The organism is Microbacterium sp. ANT_H45B (assembly GCF_008369345.1).
GTDB lineage: Bacteria > Actinomycetota > Actinomycetes > Actinomycetales > Microbacteriaceae > Microbacterium.
This window is the reverse complement of record NZ_VOBK01000002.1, coordinates 967,269-991,262: the sequence shown is the minus strand read 5'-3', so window position 1 is coordinate 991,262 and position 23,994 is coordinate 967,269. Positions and strand designations below refer to the sequence as shown.

General features: G+C 68.3%; 20 protein-coding genes. 12 read left to right on the top strand and 8 right to left on the bottom strand.

Annotated features, from left to right (window positions below; all coding sequences use genetic code 11):
• Positions 1–14 precede the first annotated feature (14 nt).
• Genes FQ142_RS11275 through FQ142_RS11260 form a run of 4 tightly spaced genes read right to left on the bottom strand, consistent with a single transcriptional unit; the run spans position 15 to position 4,171 of the window.
• On the bottom strand, positions 15–929 hold the full coding sequence (locus FQ142_RS11275) for a glycosyltransferase (RefSeq protein ID WP_188042371.1): 915 nt from the start codon (positions 927–929) through the stop codon (positions 15–17).
• The gene (locus FQ142_RS11270) at positions 922–1,317 is read right to left on the bottom strand and encodes a DUF2304 domain-containing protein (RefSeq protein WP_149423319.1); all 396 of its coding nucleotides are present in this window, start codon (positions 1,315–1,317) and stop codon (positions 922–924) included. Before FQ142_RS11270 ends, FQ142_RS11275 begins: the two co-directional genes overlap by 8 nt.
• Positions 1,314–2,036 carry a glycosyltransferase family 2 protein gene (locus FQ142_RS11265; RefSeq protein ID WP_056419401.1) on the bottom strand — a complete coding sequence of 241 codons (723 nt, stop codon included), beginning with the start codon at positions 2,034–2,036 and terminating at the stop codon, positions 1,314–1,316. The genes FQ142_RS11270 and FQ142_RS11265 overlap by 4 nt, the downstream gene beginning before the upstream one ends.
• 47 nt (positions 2,037–2,083) lie before the next feature.
• The gene (locus tag FQ142_RS11260) at positions 2,084–4,171 is read right to left on the bottom strand and encodes a hypothetical protein (RefSeq protein ID WP_149423318.1); all 2,088 of its coding nucleotides are present in this window, start codon (positions 4,169–4,171) and stop codon (positions 2,084–2,086) included.
• 108 nt (positions 4,172–4,279) lie between these two features.
• On the opposite strand from FQ142_RS11260, the gene rfbA reads away from it, so the two are divergent.
• The 10 genes from rfbA to FQ142_RS11210 all read left to right on the top strand — a co-directional run bounded on the left by rfbA (position 4,280) and on the right by FQ142_RS11210 (position 17,832).
• Entirely contained in the window at positions 4,280–5,149 is an 870-nt protein-coding gene (gene rfbA, locus FQ142_RS11255) for a glucose-1-phosphate thymidylyltransferase RfbA (protein WP_056419405.1), read from the top strand.
• Positions 5,149–6,147 (top strand): dTDP-glucose 4,6-dehydratase, encoded by a 999-nt coding sequence (gene rfbB, locus FQ142_RS11250; RefSeq protein ID WP_149423317.1) that lies wholly within the window; start codon positions 5,149–5,151, stop codon positions 6,145–6,147. Before rfbA ends, rfbB begins: the two co-directional genes overlap by 1 nt.
• Positions 6,148–6,153: 6 nt before the next feature.
• Complete coding sequence (locus FQ142_RS11245) at positions 6,154–7,569, top strand: sugar nucleotide-binding protein (protein WP_149423316.1); 1,416 nt, start codon at positions 6,154–6,156, stop codon at positions 7,567–7,569.
• Positions 7,566–9,698: an acyltransferase family protein gene (locus FQ142_RS11240; protein ID WP_149423315.1), complete on the top strand. Its 2,133-nt coding sequence runs from the start codon at positions 7,566–7,568 to the stop codon at positions 9,696–9,698. Before FQ142_RS11245 ends, FQ142_RS11240 begins: the two co-directional genes overlap by 4 nt.
• A gap of 108 nt (positions 9,699–9,806) precedes the next feature.
• The gene (locus tag FQ142_RS11235; protein WP_149423314.1) at positions 9,807–11,831 is read left to right on the top strand and encodes an acyltransferase family protein; all 2,025 of its coding nucleotides are present in this window, start codon (positions 9,807–9,809) and stop codon (positions 11,829–11,831) included.
• A gap of 91 nt (positions 11,832–11,922) precedes the next feature.
• Positions 11,923–13,059: a UDP-galactopyranose mutase gene (gene glf / locus FQ142_RS11230; protein WP_149423313.1), complete on the top strand. Its 1,137-nt coding sequence runs from the start codon at positions 11,923–11,925 to the stop codon at positions 13,057–13,059.
• 11 nt (positions 13,060–13,070) lie between these two features.
• Positions 13,071–14,981: a glycosyltransferase gene (locus FQ142_RS11225; protein WP_149423312.1), complete on the top strand. Its 1,911-nt coding sequence runs from the start codon at positions 13,071–13,073 to the stop codon at positions 14,979–14,981.
• A gap of 43 nt (positions 14,982–15,024) precedes the next feature.
• Positions 15,025–15,816 (top strand): ABC transporter permease, encoded by a 792-nt coding sequence (locus tag FQ142_RS11220; RefSeq protein WP_045255464.1) that lies wholly within the window; start codon positions 15,025–15,027, stop codon positions 15,814–15,816.
• Positions 15,816–16,550 carry an ABC transporter ATP-binding protein gene (locus FQ142_RS11215; RefSeq protein ID WP_056416399.1) on the top strand — a complete coding sequence of 245 codons (735 nt, stop codon included), beginning with the start codon at positions 15,816–15,818 and terminating at the stop codon, positions 16,548–16,550. The genes FQ142_RS11220 and FQ142_RS11215 overlap by 1 nt, the downstream gene beginning before the upstream one ends.
• Before the next feature lie 100 nt (positions 16,551–16,650).
• On the top strand, positions 16,651–17,832 hold the full coding sequence (locus FQ142_RS11210) for a polysaccharide pyruvyl transferase family protein (RefSeq protein ID WP_149423311.1): 1,182 nt from the start codon (positions 16,651–16,653) through the stop codon (positions 17,830–17,832).
• A 64-nt stretch (positions 17,833–17,896) separates the two neighbouring features.
• Here the strand turns inward: FQ142_RS11210 and FQ142_RS11205 are convergent, their stop codons facing one another.
• From FQ142_RS11205 to FQ142_RS11190, 4 genes are all read right to left on the bottom strand, one after another.
• Entirely contained in the window at positions 17,897–18,526 is a 630-nt protein-coding gene (locus FQ142_RS11205) for a hypothetical protein (protein ID WP_149423310.1), read from the bottom strand.
• 5 nt (positions 18,527–18,531) lie between these two features.
• Positions 18,532–19,488, bottom strand: coding sequence for a glycosyltransferase family 2 protein (locus FQ142_RS11200; RefSeq protein WP_149423309.1), 957 nt, complete (start codon positions 19,486–19,488; stop codon positions 18,532–18,534).
• A 97-nt stretch (positions 19,489–19,585) separates the two neighbouring features.
• Positions 19,586–20,884 (bottom strand): rhomboid family intramembrane serine protease, encoded by a 1,299-nt coding sequence (locus tag FQ142_RS11195; RefSeq protein WP_149423308.1) that lies wholly within the window; start codon positions 20,882–20,884, stop codon positions 19,586–19,588.
• A complete protein-coding gene (locus tag FQ142_RS11190) occupies positions 20,881–22,296 on the bottom strand; it encodes an O-antigen ligase family protein (protein WP_149423307.1) in 1,416 nt (471 codons plus the stop codon). The genes FQ142_RS11195 and FQ142_RS11190 overlap by 4 nt, the downstream gene beginning before the upstream one ends.
• Positions 22,297–22,382: 86 nt before the next feature.
• On the opposite strand from FQ142_RS11190, the gene manA reads away from it, so the two are divergent.
• The gene (gene manA / locus FQ142_RS11185) at positions 22,383–23,519 is read left to right on the top strand and encodes a mannose-6-phosphate isomerase, class I (RefSeq protein ID WP_149423306.1); all 1,137 of its coding nucleotides are present in this window, start codon (positions 22,383–22,385) and stop codon (positions 23,517–23,519) included.
• Between the two features lie 157 nt (positions 23,520–23,676).
• The gene (locus FQ142_RS11180; protein ID WP_149423305.1) at positions 23,677–23,994 is read left to right on the top strand and encodes a WhiB family transcriptional regulator; all 318 of its coding nucleotides are present in this window, start codon (positions 23,677–23,679) and stop codon (positions 23,992–23,994) included.

The following is a 23,994-nucleotide window of genomic DNA, read 5'->3' as shown; positions in this document are numbered from 1 at the left end:
GCAGCCCTGCAGTTCTAGCGGCGGCGCGTCGTCCGCGTGGACCAGCTGATCTGCTGCGCGGCGGCCTGGACCGTCGCCGGAGCTCGACCTCCACGGCCGCGGAAACCGTCTGCGACCCCACGCCAGAGCACCGCCAGCATCCGCCGACGAGGCCGAGCGGAGGCGGCGACCACCGCGAAATACGCGAGATCGACGGCCAGGTCCGCGAGCATCCGGCCCGGTGCCGACCGGAGATACCGGCGCGTGAGGATCAGTCGGTTGCGCATCCGGTAGTAATAACGGAACGGCGTGCTGACCATCGTCGTGATGGTCAGCGGGAGAAGCGGGAACGGTGCGAGAGCCACCGGGCTTCCCAACTCGTGGTCGATGCGCGTGGGCGCGGCGATGATCCGGAGTCCGCGAGAGAGTGAACGCAGTTCGAAATCCGTGTCGACGAGATCGATGAACAGCGATTCGTCGAAGGGACCCAGCGACTCGAATGCTGCGCGCGGGATGAGCATCCCCGACTGGATGACCCGATGAGCAGGTGCGAGCGCCTCGTCCGAGCGTGCTTGCCTGACCTGGGCGAACTCCGCGGGAACGACCGCCGAGACCCGAGGCTGAGCGGTCGAGACCCGCTCCCACGTGTCGCGAAGGATGTCGATGGTGTCGGACGTCGGCGTGGAATCCTGATCGAATGTCACGACGGTCTCCGCGCCGGCGTCGTAGGCGACGGTCATCGCCGCATTGAGAGCGGCAGCGATCCCGTCGTTCGTCGGACGGCGGATCACCGTCGCTCCGAGGTCGAGCAGCGCGGGGAACACCTCGTGAGGATCCGATCCGCCGTCGTCGACGACGACCACGGGATGCCGGGAGATGAATCGGCGCACCGTCTCGATCAGGGCGATCGGGGGAGTGAACGTGCTGAATACGAGAGTCGGCTCACTCATCGTCGCGGCTCTGAGGGCGGTCGACGACCAGCGCGCGAAGCTCGGCGACATCGGCCTCCAGCCGGTCCTGCGCGAGACGGGCGATCGCCGCCTCCTCTGCCAACCGGCGCAGGCGTTCCTCGCTTCGCGTCAGCTCCCACGAGAGGTGGAGCGAGACGGCGAGGAGAAGGGCGATCGCGAGGGTGAAGATGAGGTTCGCGGGAAGCTGGAAGCCGAGAGCGATCGTGAGCCATTGCAGGGCTGCGGGGAAGATCCCCAGCAGCAGCGCCGCGAGGCCGATCGCCAGCCAGAGGACGGCGTACTTCTCGCGCAACTGGCGTCGCAGGAGCATGGCCGTGACGCTGACGACGATGATGAGGCCGAGCGCGAGCGCTCCGAAAGAGATCATGCGCGACCCCGCATCGGACGGCGGACGACCGCGAGGGTCATCGCGAAGATGGAACGTGCGAGGTAGATCGCCGACCCCACGAACCCTTGGCTGGGGTTTCCCGACATCCGCGGACGCATGGCCACGGGGACCTGTGTGACGGTGAGGTCCGCATGGAGCGCAGCGACGAGGCTGTCGATCGTGTCGCCCAGATACTCCGCGGGGAAATAGGAGACGTACTGATCGATGGCGCGCCTGTTCGCCGCTCGGAATCCACTGGTGACGTCGGTGAGCTTCGTGCCGGCGATCCGCGAGATCGCTCCGGCGAGGAACACCATGGCCCATCGCCGGGGACCCCTCGCCTGATACGACCCGACGTCGGCGAAGCGCGCGCCGATGGAGATGTCCGCAGAGGACAACCCCTCCAGGATTCTGGTGATGTCCTCGGGATTGTGCTGACCGTCAGCGTCGACCTGGATCGCCCTGTCGTACCCGTGACGCTGCGCGTACGCGTAGCCCGTGCGCATCGCGCCGCCGACCCCCATGTTGTAGGGGAGCGTCAGCACGTCTGCTCCGGCGGCCCGCGCGACCATACCGGTGGCATCGGTCGATCCGTCGTCGACCACGACGATATCGGCGCCGGGAAGGGTGGACCTGATCTCCGTCACCGTGGTGCCGACGTTGTTCTCCTCGTTCCAGGCGGGCACGATGATGATCAGTCGTTCACTAGCCGAGCCCATGGCGTCCATTCTAAGGGCATCGGCGCTCCCGCCCCCGGTCGCTCGGCTCAAGGGATCGGCGTGCCGAACTGGTAGCTGCTCCGGTAGGCAGCGGGCAGATCCACGACTGTCGGCCACTGGGGAGCGGCGAGCCTGAGGAGACTGGCGGAGGACTGCACATGCCGCAGCACGCCCTTGTCGACGAAATACGTCTCGGGAGAGCCCAGCGTCACGAAGGTGCGGTCCGCGAGCAGCGGTGCTCCGACTGCGAAACCGCTCCTCGTGTCCGTGCTCCAGGAGAAGAAGTAGAGGGGGCGGTTGCCGTTGGCCTCCTGCAGCCGCTGCTGGCTGCGGAGGTGCCGCAGCTGGTTCCCCTGGAGGAGGTAGACGGCGTCCGCGCCGGGAGTCTTCACCAGCACGGCCTCGCCGACCGCGCGCCCCGTCTTCGGGATCGAGGAGCACAGGGAGGCGGGCAGCGGGGTGATCGTCGTTCCAGCCGGCGCGGTCTGCACACGTGTCAGACCTCCGCCGTCCACGACATACTTCACGTCGCCGCACGCGACCACTGCGGAGAACTTCGCACCGACGGGGGCGTTCTTCGCGAGGGTCCCGCTGGGCACGACACCCGCATCCCGGATCCCGGCATCGCGAGCGAGTCCCCAGGTGGGGAGGTGGATGATCTCGGCACCGGTGCCGGCGATGTAGACGTCGGGGGAGCCGTATTCGCGCACGGTCATGCCGGCGGGGAGGACGGCGACTCCTGCCGGGATCGCGGCGGCGTTCGCCGCCGGGATGGTGGCGACGTACGCGCGGTCCGCGGCGCTCTGCTGCGCCCATGCGTACGGGTTGACGATGTGGCGCTTTGTGCCGTTCTCCCAGCGGAAGTACTTATCGTCTCCTTCGGCCTTGAAAGACGTGCCGACGGCGGCTCCGGTGCGGAAGGAGTCGATGAGCGACGCCCCGAGCGAGGTGTACACGGCCATGTTGAAGCCGAGCCTTGTCACATGGTCCGCGGCGGTGAAGTGGTGCTTCGACCCGTCCGGTTCGAGCAGGTACATCCCGCCGTCCCTGGCATCTCGGACGAAGCGGGTCGCCGTCCCCGCGTTGGTGAGGGCCGCGACCCTGCCCGGATCGCTGGTGTGGTACCAGCCGAGAACGGCCATGTACGCCTGCAGATCCGTGCTGGTGGTGATGTGGTACTTGCGCGTGCCCGTCACGAGGTAGATCTCGTTGGCGTTGCTCGCCTTCACGAGTCGGATCGTGGGCACCTGCGTCGACCCGAACCAGTCGGTGAAGTACTGGTAGAAGTTGCGGTTCCCGTGCGCGGAGCACGCGTCGCCCTCGCCGTAGCCTGCGGCCAGCGCGGCGCGGTTCGGCTGGTACGGCGTGTAGTAGTAGAGCGCCGAGGTCGCGACGTTCTCGATGTAGACGGGGCCTCGGCCGCAGCTCGCCTGAGGGTTGTAGAGGATGTTCCAGGTCTTGCCGGGGGCGTAGTAGGTGAAGTACCGACCCTCGGCGTAGATCTTCATCTGACGTGCGGCGCCGTACACCTGGTAGAAGAATCCGGCGTAGGCCGGATCGCACCCGGCCGTGTCAGGGCATCCCTGACCCATGGCCGTACGGAACCTGGCCTCGCTCGGGTAGGCGCTGGTCACCAGGCTCTGCTCCTTCTCGAGCATCGTGAGAAGGACCTGCGGATTGATGCCGCACGACTGCGCGACCTTGTAGATGATGCTCGACGCGTATTCGCTGTACCCGGCCGTGTAGCCGTTGCAGTACGCGTCCGCCTTCCTGTTCGGCGTGTGCTGCGAGTAGCTCTTCAGGCAGGCGTAGCTCGACCTGCACACCTTCACCTTCGAGTCGAGGAAGGTGTTGATGTCCGAGACCGTCATCGTCGAGCTGTCGAAGAAGACCTCGTCGGCGATGATGTTCCCCGGGCGGAACTTCGAGAGGTCCGCGGTCTTGCGGATGGACGAGTCGACCACCCCGGCGGTGCTCGACGCCGGTGCCTGCGACGCTGCCACTGCCGCCACTCCGCCGGAGAGCGGTGCCGTGGCGGCGCCGGCGGGAGCAGCCACGAGAAGGGAAGCGGCGACGACGACAGCCGCCGCGCTCGCGATGAGGGCGCGCAGGTGGGGGAAGATTGAGCCGGTCACTTGCTCATTGTGGCGGAAATGTACAGATGTTGCCACTGTGATTCGTGTGACGCAAGTCAACATGCCGTGGATCCCAACCTCTCGGGCAGGATGTGGCACGATATGGGGGTGAAAGGCATAATTCTCGCTGGCGGTTCCGGTACCAGGCTGCACCCGATCACGATCGGCATCTCCAAGCAGCTCATCCCCGTGTACGACAAGCCCATGGTCTACTACCCGCTGTCGACGCTGATGCTGGCAGGGATCCGGGACATCCTGATCATCACCACGCCGCACGACGCGGAGCAGTTCGAACGTCTGCTCGGCGACGGCTCGCAGTTCGGGGTGAACCTCACGTTCGCGCAGCAGCCCTCCCCGGACGGACTCGCGCAGGCCTTCGTGATCGGCGCCGACTTCATCGGCGACGACAAGGTAGCCCTCGTCCTCGGCGACAACCTCCTCTACGGCCCGGGACTCGGAACGCAGCTCAAGCGCTACACCGACGTCGAGGGTGGTGCCGTGTTCGCCTACTGGGTGGCCGAGCCCAGCGCCTACGGCGTCGTCGAGTTCGACGCGGACGGACGCGCGGTCTCGCTCGAGGAGAAGCCCGAGCAGCCGAAGAGCAACTACGCCGTGCCCGGTCTCTACTTCTACGACAACGACGTGGTCGAGATCGCCCGCAACCTCGAGCCGAGCGCGCGCGGCGAGTACGAGATCACCGACGTCAACCGCGCCTACCTCGAGCGCGGGACGCTCCAGGTCGAGGTGCTGCCCCGTGGCACGGCCTGGCTCGACACCGGGACATTCGACCAGATGTCCGACGCCGGAGACTACGTGCGCACGATGGAGCGCCGCACGGGTCTGCGCATCGGCGTGCCGGAGGAGGTCGCCTGGCGGCAGGGCTTCCTCAACGACGACGAACTGCGTGAACGCGCGCAGAAGCTCGTGAAGTCCGGCTACGGCACCTACCTGCTCGACACCCTGGAAAGAGGTCGCTGATGTCGAACATCCTCGTCACCGGAGGGGCCGGCTTCATCGGCTCCAACTTCGTCCACTACGCCGTGGAGAACACCGAGCACACCGTCACGGTCCTCGACGCGCTCACCTACGCCGGCAACCGCGCATCGCTCGCGGGACTGCCCGAGGACAGAGTGCGCTTCGTGCAGGGTGACATCACGGACGCCGAGCTCGTCGACCGCCTGACCGGCGAGGCGGACGCGGTGGTGCACTACGCCGCGGAGTCGCACAATGACAACTCGCTGCACAGCCCCCGCCCGTTCCTCGACACGAACATCGTCGGCACCTACACGCTGCTCGAGGCCGCACGCAAGCACGAGACCCGCTTCCACCACATCTCGACCGACGAGGTGTACGGCGATCTCGAGCTCGACGACCCCGAGCGCTTCACCGAGCAGACTCCGTACAACCCCTCGTCGCCGTACTCGTCGACCAAGGCCGGCAGCGATCTGCTCGTGCGCGCCTGGGTGCGCTCGTTCGGGGTGCAGGCGACGATCTCGAACTGCTCGAACAACTACGGGCCCTACCAGCACGTGGAGAAGTTCATCCCGCGGCAGATCACCAATGTGATCCGTGGCATCCGCCCCAAGCTCTACGGCGCGGGCGAGAACGTCCGTGACTGGATCCACGCGAACGACCACTCCTCCGCGGTGCTCACGATCCTCGAGAAGGGCCGGATCGGCGATACGTACCTCATCGGTGCGGACGGCGAGCGCAACAACAAGGATGTCGTCGAGCTGATCCTCGAGGAGATGGGTCAGCCGCGCGACGCGTACGACCACGTCACCGATCGCGCAGGGCACGACCTCCGCTACGCGATCGACTCGACCAAGCTGCGCACGGAGCTCGGCTGGGCACCGGAGTTCGCTGACTTCGAGTCGGGACTCGCCGCGACCATCCAGTGGTATCGCGACAACGAGGCATGGTGGGCTCCTGCGAAGGACGCGACCGAGGCCTTCTACGCGTCGAAGGGACAGTGACCGACCGTGGGTGAGATCGCGTTCGGCAAGAAGCTGGGCATCGTGGAGACCGGAATCCCCGGACTCGTCGTCTTCGACCTCCCGGTGCACGGCGACTCGCGCGGCTGGTTCAAGGAGAACTGGCAGCGCGAGAAGATGACCGCACTCGGACTCGACGACTTCGGCCCCGTGCAGAACAACATCTCGTTCAACGACGCTGTCGGCACCACCCGCGGCATCCATGCGGAGCCCTGGGACAAGTGGGTCTCGGTCGCGACCGGGCGGATCTTCGGGGCCTGGGTGGATCTCCGCGAGGGCCCGACGTTCGGCGCGGTCTTCACCGCCGAGATCGACCCCTCGAAGGCGATCTTCGTGCCGCGCGGAGTGGGCAACTCCTACCAGACGCTCGAGCCCGACACCGCCTACGCGTATCTCGTGAACGACCACTGGTCGCCGGAGGCGTCGTACTCCTTCCTCAACCTCGCCGACGAGACCGCCGCGATCGCCTGGCCGATCGATCTCGCGGACGTCGAGATCTCGGAGAAGGACCTCGCGCATCCGCGTCTGGCGGATGTCACCCCGATCAGCGCGAAGAAGATCCTCGTGGTGGGCTCCGGCGGGCAGCTCGGGCGCGCGCTGCGCGACGAGTTCGGCGCCGCCGACCACATCGAATGGACCACCCGTGCGGAGTTCGACCTCGGCGATTCCGAGCTGCGCACCGCGCGGCGGTGGCGGGACTATGACGCGATCGTGAACGCGGGAGCGTACACGGCCGTCGATCTCGCCGAGACCGCGGAGGGGCGCCGTGACGCATGGGCGGCCAACGCCTCGGGACCGGCGCGTCTGGCCGCGATCGCCGCCGAGTACGGCGTCACGCTGGTGCATGTCTCGAGCGACTACGTGTTCGACGGCACCTCGACCCGCCCCTATCTCGAGGACGACGTGCTCTGCCCGCTCGGTGTGTACGGGCAGTCGAAGGCGGCAGGGGATCTCGCCGTGGCCACGGCGCCGCGCCACTACATCCTGCGCACCTCGTGGGTCATCGGCGACGGCAAGAACTTCGTCAGGACGATGGCATCGCTCGCCGAACGGGGGATCGACCCGAGCGTCGTGGACGACCAGCGCGGGCGCCTCACATTCGCCTCGGAGATCGCCCGCGCGATCGCGCATCTCCTCCGCACGCGCGCGCCGTACGGCACGTACAACGTCACCGGGTCGGGGGAGCCCCGCACGTGGGCCGAGCTCGCGGGCGACATCTTCGCGCTCACCGGAGCGGATCGTGCGCGGGTCTCCGGGGTCAGCACCGAGACGTACTTCGCCGGTGCGACCGGGCCCGTGGCGCCGAGGCCGCTCAACAGCGTCCTGGATCTCTCGAAGCTCGAGGCCACAGGCTTCGTCCCGCGTGACGCGGGCGAGCAGCTGAAGGAGTACCTGGCGTCGTGAGCGCGTCCGCCACGGCGGTCGCGACCTCCCGAGCGTCTGCGCGCACGCGCAGATTCCGCACCGACATCCAGGCTCTGCGGGCTGTCGCGATCGGTCTGGTGGTGCTCAACCACCTCTGGCCCGATCGCGTGCCCGGCGGATACGTGGGCGTCGACGTCTTCTTCGTCATATCCGGATTCCTCATCACCGGCCATCTGCTCTCCGAGACCGAGAGCACGGGTCGGGTGCGTCTCGCGGCGTTCTACGCACGCCGCATCAGGCGTCTGCTGCCCGCCGCGCTCACCGTCGTGTTCGTGACTCTTCTCGGCGTCTGGCTGCTGCTGCCCTTCACCCGGTGGACCGACAACGCGGTGCAGGCGCTGGCCAGCGTCTTCTATGTGGAGAACTGGACCCTCGCCGCGCTCTCGGTCGACTACTCGGCCCACAATGCCGCCTCCAGCGCGGTGCAGCACTACTGGTCGCTGTCGGTCGAGGAGCAGTTCTACCTCGTCTGGCCTCTGCTCGTGCTCGCGGCCTCCGCGGCCGCCGTGCGCGCGGGCAGAGAGAGCGGTCGCCGACGTCTGCTGTTGATCGTCGTGGCGACGGTCGCCGCCCTCTCCTTCGCCGCGGCGGTCGCCTACACCGCGGGATCGCCGGCGCAGGCGTACTTCGTGACGTTCACGCGCGCATGGCAGTTCGCTGCCGGAGCGGCGATCGCCCTCCTGCCGTGGGGTGTCCTCGGCCGGCTCAATGCCGTCGCCGCAGCGATGCTCGCCGTCGCCGGTTTCGCCGGCATCGCGGTCGCCGCGTTCGTCTTCGGGCCGGAGACCCCGTACCCGGGCGTCGCCGCTCTGCTCCCCGTGCTCGCGACCGTCGCCGTGATCGTCGCGGGTACCGGTCGTCGAGCCCCGCTCTGGGGAATCGCGCGGCTGACCGACGCCAGGCCGGTGCAGTGGGTGGGAGAGGTCTCGTACTCGCTGTACCTGTGGCACTGGCCCTTGATCGTCCTGACGCCCTTCGTGATCGGCGCGCCCCTGTCGCTGTGGTCGAGGATCGGCATCCTCGCCGTCGCGCTCGTCCTGGCCTGGGGGAGCCGGCGCTGGATCGAGGTCCCCGCGCAGCGCGCGAGGTGGTGGCGTGGCACCGGACGCGCCTTCGCGGGCGCGGGGGCGATGATGGCGGTGGTGTCGCTCGTCGCGCTCCTGCTCCTGGGCGGGGCGGCGTCCCGCACGGCGACGGCCGAGGCCGCGCAGGACCCCGGAGGTGCCTGCGTCGGAGCGGCGGCACTCGCCGATCAGGCGCGGTGCGATCCTTCCGCGCCCGTCCTCGACCCGGTCGTGACCCAGGCGGATGCCTATTTCGCCCTCGCGCCGGAGTGCGGAGACCTCGGCGACGATCTCGTGTTCGACGGACGGCAGACGACGCGCGAGTGCGATTTCTCGGACGGCGGAGCGGGTCCCCGGGTATGGCTGGTCGGGGATTCGCACGCGGAGCAGTGGCAGGCGGCCGTCTTCCCCATCGCCCGCGCAGAAGGATGGCAGCTGACCATCAGCTCCTTCCCCGGCTGTCCGCCGGCGGATGTGGCGTTCGTCGGTTTCGACTCCGCCTGGGGCCCGGCCGACTACCTGAGGTGCCGCGACTGGTCGGCGGCCCTGTCCGACGAGGTGGCCGCCGAGAGACCGGACCTCGTCATCACCTCGATGGCCGCACGCCAGCAGCTGATCGATGACGGGAGCGGACGCCCGATGCAGGAGCAGTTCGCGGAGGGGCTCCGGCGTACGTGGAGTCGCTGGACCGAGTCGGGCAGCGCCGTCGTCGCCATCGCGGACACCCCGCTCAACGGGGACGTCCGCGATCTCGACTGCCTCCTGCTGAATCCGCAGTCGCCGGACGCGTGCGCCGTTCCGCGCGCAGCGGCTATGCCCCCCGATCCCGTCTCCCTCGCGGCGAAGGACCCGCTGGCAGGTCTCTGGTCGGCCGATCTCACCTCCCTGCTCTGCGACGAGACCGACTGCTTCGCGGCGGTCGGCGGCGAACCGGTCTTCTATGATGCCGACCACCTGAGCAGCGTGTACGCATCCACGCTCAGCGACGCTCTGCGCGACGTCGTCGACGACGCCCTCGAGGCGTCGCCCGGCGCGCAGCCCTGACCGATCGGGTGGCCGCCCCTCTGCGATAGTCTCGAGGGAACCCGTCTCCGTCACCCGAAGCGGCGGAGAATCCACGCAGCGGCCGAGCGAGCCGGCAGGAGTGCCTCCATGCGACCCGAGACGACGTCGGCGGTGCCTTCGCACCGTGCGGACATCGACGGGCTGCGGACGCTGGCCATCATCCTCGTCGTCGTCTATCACGTGTGGCTCGGGCGGGTGTCCGGGGGAGTCGACGTCTTCCTCATGGTGTCGGCGTTCCTGCTCACCGGATCGCTGGCCCGTCGTGCCATCACCGGTGCGCCCCTCGCTCTCGGCGCCTTCTGGACCCGCCGCTTCCGGCGCATCGTGCCCGCTGCGGCGGTGACGCTGCTGGCGGTTCTCGGAGCCGCGTACGCGTTCATGCCTCCCTCGCAGTGGTCGCGGATCTGGAACGAGAGCCTCGCGAGCCTGTTCTACGTGCAGAACTGGCAGCTGGCGTTCTCCGAGGTCGACTACTACGCCCGTGACAGCGCCGAGACCAGCCCGCTGCAGCATTTCTGGTCGCTGTCGGTGCAGGGGCAGGTGTTCCTGCTCTGGCCGGTGCTGATAGGTGTGGTGGCGCTGCTGCTGCGCCGGCGTCGCGATCTCATCCGGGCGGTGCTCGTCGCGGTGTTCCTGGTGATCTTCGTCTGGTCGCTGTGGTTCTCCGTCATCGAGACGCGCGACGCGCAGGCGTTCGCCTATTTCGACACGCGGACACGGCTCTGGGAGTTCGCGGCCGGGTCGCTCCTCGCTCTGCTGCTGCCGCTGATCCGCATGCCGGCGGCAGCGCGGGCGGTGCTGGGCTGGGCCGGGCTCGCGGGCATCGTGCTCTGCGGCATCGTCCTGGACGTGCGCGGGGGATTCCCCGGATACCTCGCGCTCTGGCCCGTCCTGTGCACCGCCGCCGTCATCGTCGCGGGCGCGGGGGAGCAGCGCGGCGGACCCGCGGCACTGCTCGGGTCGCGACCGCTGTCATCGCTCTCATCGGACGCCTACGCGCTCTACCTCGTGCACTGGCCGATCCTCGTGATGTGGATGGTCGTCGCGGAGACCGACCGTGTCGGCCTCGTCGAGGGGGCGATCATCATCGGGATGTCGCTCATCGCCGCTCGGCTGCTGTCCCGGGGGGTCGAGAGGCCCCTTCGCGGGCCCTCCCGCACCGACCGCCCGACCGTCATCCGCGGTGTCGCCGTGATCGCGGCATCGGTCGTGGTCGTCACGGGGGCGACCGCGGGGTGGCGGTGGATGGAGCAGACGCGCACCGCCGAGTTCGCGGCCGCGGCCGCCGATTCCGACTACCCCGGGGCGTCGCAGGTCGAGGTGGCGTTCGAGATCGCCGACCTCGATGCGCCGATGATCCCGACCCCGACGGAGCTGAACGCCGAGTGGGCGGCGGTGGGACCCGCGTGCACCGGCAGATTCGCACCGAGAGACGCCGTGCTCGAGGGAACGTGCAACCAGAGCGAGGACGCGGCGGACGCGGCGATGCGGATCCTGGTGATAGGCGACTCTCACGCACAGCAGCTCTCCGCCCCGCTGATCGCCCTCTCCGAGGACCGGGATCTGGCGATCATCACGATGCTGCGCGGCGGCTGCACGGCGGGCCTCGCGGAGGAATCCCGCAGCCCCACCGAGGCGTCGTGCGAGCCGTGGGCCCGTGCCGCTCTCGACTATGCGAAGGCCATCTCGCCTGACGCGGTGTACCTCGTGGTGACGAGAGCGGACGCCCAGGAGCCCGAGCGCCTTCTGCACGGCGTCGAGGAGGCGGTCGACGAACTGCGCGCGGCGGACATCCCGGTGATCGGCGTCCGCGACAACCCGCGGTTCGACTTCGACATGTACGAGTGCGCGATCGACGAGTCGCGCGGCTGCGAGGTGCCGAGGGAGCTCGTGCTCGCCGAGGAGAATCCCTCGTCCGTGTTCGCGGACGCCGTCACGACGGTGGATTTCACGCCGTGGCTGTGCCCCTGGGACGTCTGCCAGGCGGCGATCGGCAACATCGCGGTGTACATCGACGACAACCACCTGTCCCGCAGCTACGCGCGCACCCTCTCGCCGTTCCTCGAACGAATTCTCGCGGATTCGGGCCACCTGCCGCCGCCCTCAGCTTGATCGCACCGAGCGCCAGCTAAAATGTGTGAACGCGTGCCCGTCACGGCCCGCGAACCTCGTCACGTCGGTCAGCATCAGGAAAGTTGCATCAATGGATCTCCTCGTCGTCGGGTCTGGCTTCTTCGGACTCACCATCGCTGAACGCGCAGCCGCCGCCGGCCGGAAGGTCACGGTCATCGACCGCCGTCACCACATCGGCGGCAACGCCTACAGCGAGAACGAGCCGGAGACCGGGATCGAGGTGCACCGTTACGGCGCACACCTCTTCCACACCTCCAACCCGACCGTCTGGGAGTACGTCAACCGCTTCACGACGTTCACGAACTACGTGCATCGCGTCTACACGAACCACAACGGCATCGTGTTCCCGCTGCCCATCAACCTCGGCACGATCAACCAGTTCTTCAACGCCGCGCACACGCCGGACGAGGCGCGCGCGCTGATCACCGAGCTGGCGGGGGAGTTCGACCCGAAGTCCGCGCAGAACCTCGAGGAGCGCGGGATCGGACTCATCGGACGCCCGCTCTACGAGGCGTTCATCCGGGACTACACGGCCAAGCAGTGGCAGACCGACCCGCGCGACCTCCCGGCCGAGATCATCAGCCGACTCCCCGTGCGCTACACCTACGACAACCGCTACTTCAACGACACGTGGGAGGGACTGCCGACCGACGGCTACACCGCGTGGATCGAGCGCATGGCCGACCACGAGAACATCGAGGTCAAGCTCGAGGTCGACTTCTTCGACGAGTCGCAGCCGCTCAACAAGAAGGCCACCGTCGGGCAGGTGCCGATCGTCTACACGGGTCCGGTCGACCGCTACTTCGACTACGCGGAGGGGGAGCTGTCCTGGCGCACGCTCGACTTCGAGGAGGAAGTGCTCCAGACCGGCGACTTCCAGGGAACGCCCGTGATGAACTACGCCGATGCGGGCGTCCCCTACACCCGCATCCACGAGTTCCGCCACTTCCACCCGGAGCGGGAGGACCGCTACCCCAAGGACAAGACGGTGATCATGCGGGAGTTCTCCCGCTTCGCGACGCGCGACGACGAGCCGTACTACCCCGTCAACACCCCGACGGACCGCTCGGGCCTCCTGGCATACCGTGAACTGACCAAGGGTGAGAACGACGTCCACTTCGGCGGACGTCTCGGCACCTACCAGTACCTCGACATGCACATGGCCATCGGGTCTGCGCTGTCGATGTGGAACAACGAGCTGGCCTGACGGGACTCCCCATGACTGAGAACACGAGAACGAACACCGACTTCGTCGCCGTCAATCACACGGTCTTCCCCACCGAGGGCGTGGCCGAGGTCTCGGCCCTCTACGTCGACACCGGCTCCGGAGACGGCTCCCAGCCCGGAGAGGCGTACGAGATCGTCGGGCGTCGCAGCATCCGTGTGTACGCGCACCGCCGCGTCTCGCTGAGCACCTACTTCAACGCGTTCCCGGCCAGCTACTGGCAGCACTCGACGAACGTCCGTTCGGTCCGTCTCGTCGCATCGGTCGAGGGCAAGGGACTGATCTCGGTGTACAAGTCGAGCGCCCGTGGACGCGCATCGGCGCTCGCCTCGAAGTCGTTCTCCGACGAGACGGTCACCTTCGACCTCCCGATCACCTCGTTCATCGACGGCGGCTCCTACTGGTTCGACATCGCGGCCGGGAACTCCGATGCGACGCTCGTCTCCGCCGAGTGGCAGGTCGCGGCTCCCGAGGGCTGGACGCCCGGCAAGACGACGGTGGGCATCACCACCTTCAACCGCCCGTCGTACTGCCTGAACCAGATCATCGCGGTGGGGCAGAACGAGCACGTGCACGATGTCCTCGATCGCGTGATCGTGGTGGACCAGGGCACCGATCTCGTCTCGGATCAGCCGGGTTTCGACGACGCCGCCGCGGCGCTCGGCGACAAGCTGGAGGTCCTGCGTCAGCCGAACCTCGGTGGCTCCGGCGGATTCTCGCGGGCCATGCTCGAGTCGCTGGGCTCCGAGGAGAGCCGGTACGTGCTGCTGCTCGACGACGACGCGATCTCCGAGCCGGAGGCCATCGTGCGGGCCGTGCGCTTCGCGGACTTCGCGATCACCCCGACCATCGTCGGCGGCGGCATGCTGCACCTCGACGACCGCTCCGTCCTGTACACACAGGGCGAGGTGTGGGATCAGCGCAAGTCCTGGATGCGCCCCTCCGGCGCCAGCGAGTACGACCACGACTTCGCGGAAGAGACCCTGCGCGAGACCCCGGGGCTGCACCGCCACCTCGGCGCGGACTTCAACGGGTGGTGGATGTGCCTCATCCCGACCGCGATCCTCCGCGAGATCGGTCTGTCGCTGCCGGTGTTCCTCAAGTTCGACGACATCGAGTACTCGCTGCGTGCGCGCGATCACGGATACCCGACCGTCTGCCTGCCCGGAGTCGCCGTGTGGCACATGGCCTGGCACGACAAGGACCCCACTCGCACGTGGGAGGAGTACTTCATCCACCGCAACCGGGTGATCACCGGTCTCCTCCACTCGCATGTCCGCAACGGCGGGTTCCTTCCGCTGCACTCCTTCCTCGGTGACATCAAGCTGCTGTTCATGCTGCAGTATTCGGCGGTGCGCCTGCGGCACGAGGCCCTGCGCGACGTCATGCGCGGCCCCGCCGTGCTGCCCGATCTGCTCCCGGGCAAGCAGGCGGAGATCCGCGAGATGCGCACGGCGTACATCGACTCGAAGGTCGTCGAAGACCTCTCCGCGCTCCCGCCCGTCCGACGCTCCTCGTTCGCGATCCTCGGCGGCGTGCGCAAGCCGACGAACCCGATCGCGGCGCTCGTGCTCGCCGCCAGGGTCGGAGCGCGTCAGCTCCTGATCAAGCAGTCGCCAGGCAGCCGCCTCAACCCCGAGCGGATCATCTCGGCGCAGGACATCAACTGGTGGCGGTTCGCCGACATCGATTCCGCGCTCGTGACCTCGCCCGACGGGCTCGGCGTCGCCTGGTACCAGCGTGATCGCTCGACGATGCACCGCTTCCTCCTCCGCAGCATCCGGCTCAACCTCGCTCTGGCGCGGCGCTGGAAGGTGCTGTCCGAGGAGTTCGCGAAGGGCACCACGAAGGTCACCTCGCCCGATCAGTGGCGGGCGACGTTCGATAAGGTGCAGAAGGACTGAACGCACCTCGCGCCCTCTCGGGCGGCCTGAGCACAGGAGTCACATGAGCAAGTCGACCGTCGGGGCGCCCGGCACGCCTCGACGGTACCTGCATTCGCTGTGGCTGCTGTCGGCGCGCGATCTCAAGGTGCGCTACGCGACGAGTTCGCTCGGCTACCTGTGGTCGGTGCTCGATCCGCTCGTGATGAGCGCGATCTACTGGTTCGTCTTCACCCAGATCTTCCACCGCAGCGTCGGTGAGGACCCGTACATCGTGTTCCTCATCGTGGCACTGCTGCCGTGGGTCTGGTTCAACTCGTCGGTCTCGGACTTCACACGTGCCTTCCGCAAGGATTCGAGGCTCGTCAGATCCACCGCGATCCCGCGGTCGATCTGGGTGAACCGGATCGTGCTCAGCAAGGGCATCGAGTTCCTCCTGTCTCTGCCGGTCCTCGTGCTGTTCGCGGTGTTCAGCGGGGCGACCGTCAGCTGGTCGCTGCTGTGGTTCCCCGTGGCCATGATCATGCAGGTCGTCCTGCTCGTCGGCCTGGGGCTGCTCGTGGCGCCGCTGTGCGTGCTCTACGTCGACCTCGAGCGCACGACGGCGCTGATCCTGCGGGCGCTCTTCTACGCCTCTCCGGTGATCTACAGCTTCCGCGATCTTCCGGCTCCCTTCCACACGATCGGAGCCTTCAACCCGCTCGCCGGCATCTTCACCCTGTATCGTGTCGGGTTCTTCCCCGAGCTGTGGGAGCCGATGCCCGTGATCGTCAGCGCGGTGATGTGCGTGGCGATCCTCGCACTGGGCATCTGGACCTTCCGCGCCCTCGAGCGCCCCGTGCTGAAGGAGCTGTGATGCCGGTCGCCATCGAAGTGTCGGGACTCGGGGTGCGCTTCCGGCGCAACCGTCGAGGCGGCCGCACGTTCAAGGATCTCTTCGCCGGTGCGGCCCGACGTTCGCGCCCTGGAGAGTTCTGGGCACTGCGGGACGTCAGCTTCTCGGTGCAGCAGGGGGAGTCGATCGGCGTCGTCGGTCGCAACGGGCAGGGCAAGTCGACCCTGCTGCGCCTCGTCGCCAAGGTTCTGCTCGCAGACGAGGGGACGGTGGCCGTCAACGGAGGTGTCGCACCGCTGATCGAGATCACCGGAGGCTTCGTGGGCGATCTGACGGTGCGAGAGAACGTCCGGCTCACCTCCGGCCTGCACGGGATGTCGAAAGACGAGGTGTCGCGTCGCTACGACGGGATCATCGCCTTCGCCGAGCTCGACGGTTTCGAGGACACCCCCTACAAGCACCTGTCGAACGGCATGAAGGTGCGTCTCGCGTTCTCGGTGGTGTCTCAGCTCGACGAGCCCATCCTGCTCGTCGACGAGGTGCTCGCCGTCGGCGACAAGGCGTTCCGAGACAAGTGCTATCGGCGGATCGACGAACTCCTCGCCGACGGTCGCACCCTGTTCTTCGTCAGCCACAACGAGCGCGACCTCCGCCGTTTCTGCACGCGAGGTCTGTACCTCGACGGGGGCGCACTGGTGATGGATGCCTCCATCGCCGAGGTGCTCGACCGGTACAACGCGGACATCGCGACCTGAGAGCGTCCGGAGCCTCGTGCGGTGATCGTCGGTAGGCTCGGGGGAACGGCGCGAGTACCCCCGCTCTCGCCGACACGGCCTACCCGAGGCGGTCCCACCCATGGCTCTCTCTGCTGCGCGCGCGGCGACGAATCTGCGTCGCGCCGCCTCCCGACTCTTCTCAGCGCCGCAGGGCCCGGTCTATCTGGTCTCGGCGGGGGGACAGCCGAACTTCGGCGACGAGTTCATCACTCGCTCCTGGCTCGACTGGCTCGCCGAGCATCATCCCGACCGCGAGGTATGGCTCGACACCATCGAGCCCGGGCGCGCCGCTCACCTGTTCCACGACACCCACCCGCGCCTGCGGACGACGAACACGCTGTGGCACATGGCGCACACGGGCCCGGCGGACCCGGAACCCGCCGGCGAGCGGGCCGGCACGTTGCTGCGCGACCTCGGATCCCCACGGTACGACCTCGGACTCAGGGAGCTGCGCCGGATGGAGTCGGTGCATCTGCTCGGTGGCGGATACATGAACGAGATCTGGCCCGAGAACTTCGGCGTGATCGCGGCGATGACCACGCTCAAGGCGGACTTCGGCATCAGGATCTACGCCACCGGTCAGGGATTCATGCCGGTCAGCGGCGACCTGCGCGAGCGCCTCGCGGAGCAGTTCGCGCAGTTCGACTACGCGGAGGCGCGTGACGCCGACAGTGCGGACGCCGTCGGAGTGCGTGCCGGGGTCGACGATGCCTTCCTCGCGTTCGCGAACAGCCGCGAACTCTACGCGGCCGAGGAGGACGTCCCCGACGCGATGGTCCTGGTCCAGGGCGACATGTTCGACGATGAGGACGACTCCGACCTGCGCGATCTGGTGGAGGCGTTCAGGGCGCAGCACGGTGGCTCGGGAGTCGGCTTCGCCGAGGCGATCCCGCCGGACGACTCGAAGTACGCCGCGGAGCACGTCGACGAGGGGGCGCCGTTCTTCCCCTTCGTCCGCATGTGGGACCACGGCTTCCCGGCCAAGGCGGGGCAGGACTGGCTGACCTCCCGCTTCCACTTCCACCTCCTCGCGGCGGCGGCCGGTGCGAGGGGCACCGTCGTGAACGCGCGTTCGGGGTACTACGACGTCAAGCACGGTTCGCTGATCACGCTCGGCACCGGATGGACCCTGCGCGACGACGTCGACGCCGCAGAGCTGCGCGCCACGTCGGCGGCCGACTTCCCGGCTCATGCGCGCCTGCTGGGCGAGGAGAAGGCACAGCTCGCCGCACGGCTGTACGCGTCTCCCGGGCGGGACTAGACGCCCGAGCTGTACGCGTCTCCCGAGCGGGACTAGACGCCCGAGCGGGCGGGCGCGTCGCGCGTCAGAGCTCGACGAGCGTCCGCAGGTCCTCCACGGCTTGGCGGGCCCGCGTGAGCACGTCGGACGACGGGGTTCCTGCTGATGCGCTCGAGCGCAGGTCGGTGAGGGCCTGCTGATAGGCGGCGACGCCGTCGCTCCACTCCGTCGCGATCGACCCAGGAGCGGCGGACTCCGCAAGACGCTGCGCGTCGGCCTGCAGGGTGTTGAGCACCGAGAGGGACTCCTGGCCGCTGGTCTCGCCGACGATGTCGAGCCCGGTCAGCGAGTCGTCGAGCCAGGTCCTGACGCTGTCGCGGAAGGATCCGAGCGACGGGTCGGGAGCGGTCGGAGGTTCCGTGACGGGTGCCGTCGGGTCCGGATCGGGCGTCGTGGTGGGCTCGGGCTCGGTGGTCGGCACGGGGGTCGCGGTCGCGGACGCGGATGCCGTGGGGGACGCGGACGCGGACGGCGACGGCGACCCGCTCGCGCCCGGGGTCGGCGCCTCGCCCCGGGGGAGGAGGAAGAACAGCAGGACCCCCACGACGACGAGGACCGCGACGACGAGCCCCACGATGAGCGCGATGCGGCCGCGGTTGCTCGGGGTGGGCTCCATGGGCGCCCAACGGACGTCCGGCTGCTGTTCGTCGGTCATGTCGGTCAGCCCTCCAGGGGTGGCATCGGCGTCCATGAGCGGTCGCGTCCGAGCACGCCGCCCTCTCTGAGTCCGCGGAACAGATTGCTGGTGCCGCGCACGGTGCGCTCCACGAACAGCAGCCGGATGAGTTCCTTGGCGAAGGTCATCGACGTGCCGAGCCCGAACAGGACCGGGTTGTAGGTGCCGTGCACGCGGTAGTACTGCTTGATGTACGCGCGATTGCGCATGATGTAGAAGCGGTAGGCGTTGCTGGACGCGTTCATGTGGCGGATGCCCATGTCCCACTGCTTGATCTCACGGGTGCGCCGCAGCACGAACTCGTCGACGATGACGGCGGTGGTCCTGCGCGAGGCGAGCCAGCCGTACATCTGGTCGTCCCAGTAGATGAAAAATCTGGGGTCGGGCAGGCCGATCTGCGTCACGATCGAGCGGTGGATGAACATGCCCTCGAAGCATCCGCTGTTCATCTCCTTGTAGCCGGAGGAGTCGAAGCCGGACGGGGCGAACGGGATCGGGATGCCCATGCGCTCGGCGATGCGGTACTGCCAGTAGAACTCGCTGCCGTCGTAGTCGTAGCGTCGGCCCTGGATGCTCTTGAAGCGGGGCGTCCACTTTCCCATCTTGGCGAGACCGTCGGGGACGACCTCGACGTCGTCGTCCATCATCCAGATCCACTCGGATCCCAGCTCGTACGCCGTGCGCATGCCCTCGCTGAACCCGCCGGACCCGCCGGTGTTCGTCTCGAGGCGCCGGTAGACGAGCTCGGTGCCCAGGCGTGCGCGGAAGGAATCGACGACCTCGGTGGTGTCGTCGGACGACGCGTTGTCGATGATCACGACGTGGCCCGGCTTCGGTTCCATCGAGGCGATGCTCTCGAGAAGGCCCGTCAGCAGGTGGGAGCGGTTGAACGTGACGATGACGATCGTCGCGGACGCCGGGTCGAAGGGGACATGTGTCACGAGGTGAGATCTCCGGAAGCTCGAGTCCGCGGGACGCCGCGGGCACACAACAGCCTACCCGGACGACCTCGGAAACCCCGGCGCGGACTCGAGCGCGTCAGCGCTCCGAGCGCAACGTCGGGATCGCACCCGTGTGCGCGGCGTCGATGTTCTCGCGCCAGGAGCGGGATTGCCCCGCACGCAGCGCGCACAGGACGAGCATGAACCAGCCCGCGCCGACCAGCGTGAAGCTCTCGAACATCGACTCCACCGCGAGGGCGACGAGCATGAGCGGGGTCCAGGCGTACACGACCGATCGTCGGATGCTCGCCACGAGCCACGAGCGCACGGTCGCGATGCCCCCGAACAGGAGGAAGAGCAGGAGCCCGGCCGTGCCCAGCTGCAGCAGGACGTCGAAGTAGGCGTTGAGCGCGCTCTGATGACGGTCGTCGAGCAGGAAGTTGATGTACGTGAAGGGGAACTCGCCGCGCGCCCAGGACCCGAACCACCCCCAGCCTTCGACGGGCTTGAGTGCCGCGAAGTCGAGGATGGTGTTCCACAGGGTCGCCCTGATGGAGAAGTCCGAACCGGCATCCAGCAGCGCGATGATCACATGCCGCAGAGCGAACGCCGCGGCGAGTGCCAGGGCGACCAGGACTCCGAGCACCCATTGCACGAGGGTGCGCCGTTCGGTGGGCGTGTGCCGGACGATGGTGAGGGCGACGGCGACGACCCCGACGGCCGCCGCCAGCACCAGCACGGTCGGGGATGAGGAGAAGAAGGCCAGCATCGCCGCCAGCCCGATCGACGGGACGGCGATGCGCGGCGTGAGGGACTGCGAGCGCCACTCGATCACGAACGTGATGAGCGCGATCACCGTGACGAAGCCGAGCATGTTGCGGCTGCCGAAGATGCCCTGCACGGGCCCCCCGTCGGCGAGCAGGCCCTGGATCCCCAGAAAGGTGAAGGGAGTGTCGAGCAGCACGCCGGAGAGGATCTCCAGCCCGAGCGAGACGACCAGGAGGAGCCGGAGCGTGTCGCCGAGCGCGCGCACGGTCTGCAGGGTGTCGCGGATGTGGCCGACCGTGATGGCGAGGAAGGCGAAGCCGACCAGCTCCAGCCACCCGAGGATCGTGTCGGACTTGTCCGTGCTCCACGCGAGGCTGATCGCCGCCCAGGCCAGGAAGGCGAGAAGTGATGACGGTGCGATGCGCAGGAGCGAGAGCTCCTCCCGCCGCACCCAGAGGATCGCGGCCCCCAGGGCGCACAGAGCGGCGATCACCGTCCCCAGGGTCACCGCGGACGCCGCCCGCTCGATCGTGAAGGAGGCGAAGACCGCGGTCAGGACCGCGATCGTGTAGGCGCGGGCGAATTCTGCGGAGCCGAGCAGGTCCGGCAGTCGGCGCGTCGAGGTCACGGCACCCGCCGGGTTCTCTCGCCGCGTTCGATCACACGCTCGCGTTCGCCGATGCCGACCAGGGGGACGACCTTGATCTTGAACGAGAACATGACCAGGAGCATCCAGCCCCACAGCATGATCGGGGTCGATTCGGTCAGTCCCTGCACGAGCAGCACGGCGGTGAAGAGGCTCGGCAGCAGCGTGAGGGCCGAGTACGGGCGATCGGCACCCAGGTCCCACCGTGGCCGGTCGATCGCGAAGAACCACGACCTCCACAGCAGGCTGAGGTAGGCGAAGGCCATCAGGATGACGCCGAGCACTCCGAGCTGCATGAGCACGTCGAGCCACATGTTGTGCGCGTGGAAGACCGTGATGCCGTGATCCTCGATCCAGCCCTGGAATGCCGGGTCGAAGGGCACCCAGGGACTGGAGAATCCGTTGCCGAAGAGCGGATGCTGCGCGACCCGCCCCAGGACCGCGCTCCAGATCCGGTCGGATCGACCCGTGAGGTCGGCGCTCCGACCGAGCAGTGCGAAGAGGGGCTCGCGCAGCAGCCACAGCGCCCCGCCCAGCACGGCCGTGCCGCCGATGAAGAGCACGTACAGCCGCGTGCGTGCGCCCGGGGTGCGGGCGCGGCGCATCAGCAGGGCGACCACCAGCACGAGACCCGCGGCCGCGGCGCACGCGTAGGCGGTGGCAGACCCTGCGCGGAGCAGGAAGTAGGCCGCGAGCAGAGACCACAGCGCGAGAGTCGTGCGCCACCGCGTGCGCGCCGCGAACAGCACTCCGAACGTGAGCAGCGCGAACAGGCAGATGATCGCCATGATGTTCGAGTTGCCGACGATGCCCTGGATACGGCCTCCGTCGAGGAGGTTCCCGCGCACCCAGTACCAGTGCGGGTCGAGGTCGCCCTCGGGGCGTACGAAGAAGTTCGGCAGGATCGGCTCGTGCACCACGAGAGCGACCCAGAGCTCGATCGCGAGCGAGAGGCCGAGGATCCACTTGAACGTCGAGGCGAGCGCGCGCACGATCTCGTGCCAGGTCAGCACCTGCACGATGAACAGTGCGCCGACGGTCACCGTCGCGAGCAGCACCCAGGTGATGACGGTGGCGCCACGCCACTGCGACCAGGCGACCGAGAGCAGTGCGAGCGCCGTGTAGCCCACGGCCGCCCAGGGGAGGCGGCGCCAGGGGAAGGCGCTCGGTCGGCGGCGGGCGATCATCGGGATGCCGATGGCGAGGGTGGCGATGAGGAAGGCGATCAGGGTGATGAACGCGCCGATCTCGCCGACGACGTTGTAGATCGCCGAGTGCGCGAAGGCGGCGAGCATCATCATGATCACGTATCCGCGCAGCACCAGATGCCCCGTCGATTCGCGCTCGGGCGCGCGGGGCGGGGCCGCGACCGGATGCTTCGTGTAATGCGCCATCGCGTTCAGGCTACCGCGCGCGACTCGCGCCGCACCTGTGGGTGGCGCTCGCGGCCCGTCGGCATCCGTGGCAATACTCTGGTGACATGCTGCTGAGTCTCTCGAATGTTCCCCGCGACTACGCCTGGGGGTCGCAGACGCTCCTCGCCGAACTCGAGGGCCGCCCCGCCGCGGACGCTCCGGAGGCGGAGGTGTGGTTCGGCGACCATCCTGGCGATCCGGCCGACGTGGAGGGCGGATCCACGCTCGATGCCGTCACCGGCGGCTCGCTTCCCTACCTGCTGAAGCTCCTCGCGGCAGCCTCGCCGCTGTCGATCCAGGTGCACCCGACGATCGAGCAGGCCAGGGCGGGATGGGAGCGGGAGGCCGCTCTCGCCTCCGACGACCCGACGCGCAACTACCGCGACGACAACCACAAGCCCGAGCTGATCGTGGCGCTCAGCGAGCGCTTCGAGTCGCTCAGCGGTCTTCGTCCGGTCGACGACACACTGCGCCTGCTGGACGTGCTCGGCACGGGTGCCGGTGTCGGCGCTCTCGCCGCGCGTCTTCGCGGAGAAGGGGACGTCCTGCGTGACACGATCGGCTGGCTCCTCTCCGGGCAGGCGCAGGCCGCCGTCGACGACGTGATCGACGCGGTGCGGTCCGTGACCGCGTCCGATGCGGGGGAGTGGAGCGTCGCGCTGCGTGCGGTGGCGGACATCTCGCGCACCTACCCCGGTGACCCGGGCGTCGTGGTCGCACTGCTGATGAATCATGTGGTGCTCCAGCGGGGTGAGGCCGTGTTCCTCCGGGCAGGACTGCTGCACGCGTACATCGCAGGTCTCGGCGTCGAGATCATGGCCGCGAGCGACAACGTGCTCCGGGGCGGTCTCACACCCAAGCGCATCGACGTGCCCGAGCTCCTCGGGATCCTGGACACCACGACCGGGGAGGTCCCGGTGCTCCGCCCCGACGCGGTCGGCGCGGTCACCGAGTATCCGGTCCCGGTCGCCGACTTCGCGCTGCGACGGATCGCGCTCGACGGCGCCGACGTGGACGTCGAGGTGGACGGACCGACCATGGTGCTCGCGACCGCCGGACGGGTGCAGGTGCGCGGCGCGGACGGCGAGACGCGGGACGTCCCGATCGGCACCGCGGCCTTCGCGACCGCCGACGAGGAACGCCTCACCGTCGTCGGCGCGGGGGAGGCCTTCGTGGCGTCTCCCGGATCACGCACGGACTGACCTCGACCCGCCGCGCGACACGCCGTGCGAGGCTCAAGAACCTTCAAGATCGGATTGAGGGTTTACGATCCACGACTTGACCGATGGGAATGACACGGGTGTAATTAGTTCTGCGCGGCCCGCCGAGGGGGCGGATATTCAGGGGTTGGAGAGCGAGATGACGGGTTACCGTTCAGACGTACCGGAGAACTGGTTCGTCGATCCGATCAACCTCGGTGTCCCCGGGGTCCGGAAGACAGACGCCGAGGATGACAGCGCCCTGGCCTGGCAGGCCGACGCGCTGTGCTCGCAGACCGATCCAGAGGCGTTCTTCCCCGAGAAGGGCGGCTCGACCCGCGATGCCAAGCGCATCTGCACCTCCTGTGATGTGCGCGGCGAATGCCTCGAGTACGCGCTCAACAACGATGAGCGCTTCGGTATCTGGGGCGGTCTCTCCGAGCGCGAGCGCCGCAAGCTGAAGCGCCGCGCCAGCTGA

Bases quoted from the DNA above. Each gene is read 5' to 3' on its own strand.
- manA (WP_149423306.1), top strand. From the start codon at position 22,383: ATGCTGCTGAGTCTCTCGAATGTTCCCCGCGACTACGCCTGGGGGTCG.
- FQ142_RS11225 (WP_149423312.1), top strand. From the start codon at position 13,071: ATGACTGAGAACACGAGAACGAACACCGACTTCGTCGCCGTCAATCAC.
- FQ142_RS11190 (WP_149423307.1), bottom strand. From the start codon at position 22,296: ATGGCGCATTACACGAAGCATCCGGTCGCGGCCCCGCCCCGCGCGCCC.
- FQ142_RS11205 (WP_149423310.1), bottom strand. From the start codon at position 18,526: ATGACCGACGAACAGCAGCCGGACGTCCGTTGGGCGCCCATGGAGCCC.
- FQ142_RS11220 (WP_045255464.1), top strand. From the start codon at position 15,025: ATGAGCAAGTCGACCGTCGGGGCGCCCGGCACGCCTCGACGGTACCTG.
- FQ142_RS11210 (WP_149423311.1), top strand. From the start codon at position 16,651: ATGGCTCTCTCTGCTGCGCGCGCGGCGACGAATCTGCGTCGCGCCGCC.
- FQ142_RS11180 (WP_149423305.1), top strand. From the start codon at position 23,677: ATGACGGGTTACCGTTCAGACGTACCGGAGAACTGGTTCGTCGATCCG.
- glf (WP_149423313.1), top strand. From the start codon at position 11,923: ATGGATCTCCTCGTCGTCGGGTCTGGCTTCTTCGGACTCACCATCGCT.
- rfbB (WP_149423317.1), top strand. From the start codon at position 5,149: ATGTCGAACATCCTCGTCACCGGAGGGGCCGGCTTCATCGGCTCCAAC.
- FQ142_RS11270 (WP_149423319.1), bottom strand. From the start codon at position 1,317: ATGATCTCTTTCGGAGCGCTCGCGCTCGGCCTCATCATCGTCGTCAGC.
- FQ142_RS11235 (WP_149423314.1), top strand. From the start codon at position 9,807: ATGCGACCCGAGACGACGTCGGCGGTGCCTTCGCACCGTGCGGACATC.
- FQ142_RS11275 (WP_188042371.1), bottom strand. From the start codon at position 929: ATGAGTGAGCCGACTCTCGTATTCAGCACGTTCACTCCCCCGATCGCC.
- FQ142_RS11265 (WP_056419401.1), bottom strand. From the start codon at position 2,036: ATGGGCTCGGCTAGTGAACGACTGATCATCATCGTGCCCGCCTGGAAC.
- FQ142_RS11215 (WP_056416399.1), top strand. From the start codon at position 15,816: ATGCCGGTCGCCATCGAAGTGTCGGGACTCGGGGTGCGCTTCCGGCGC.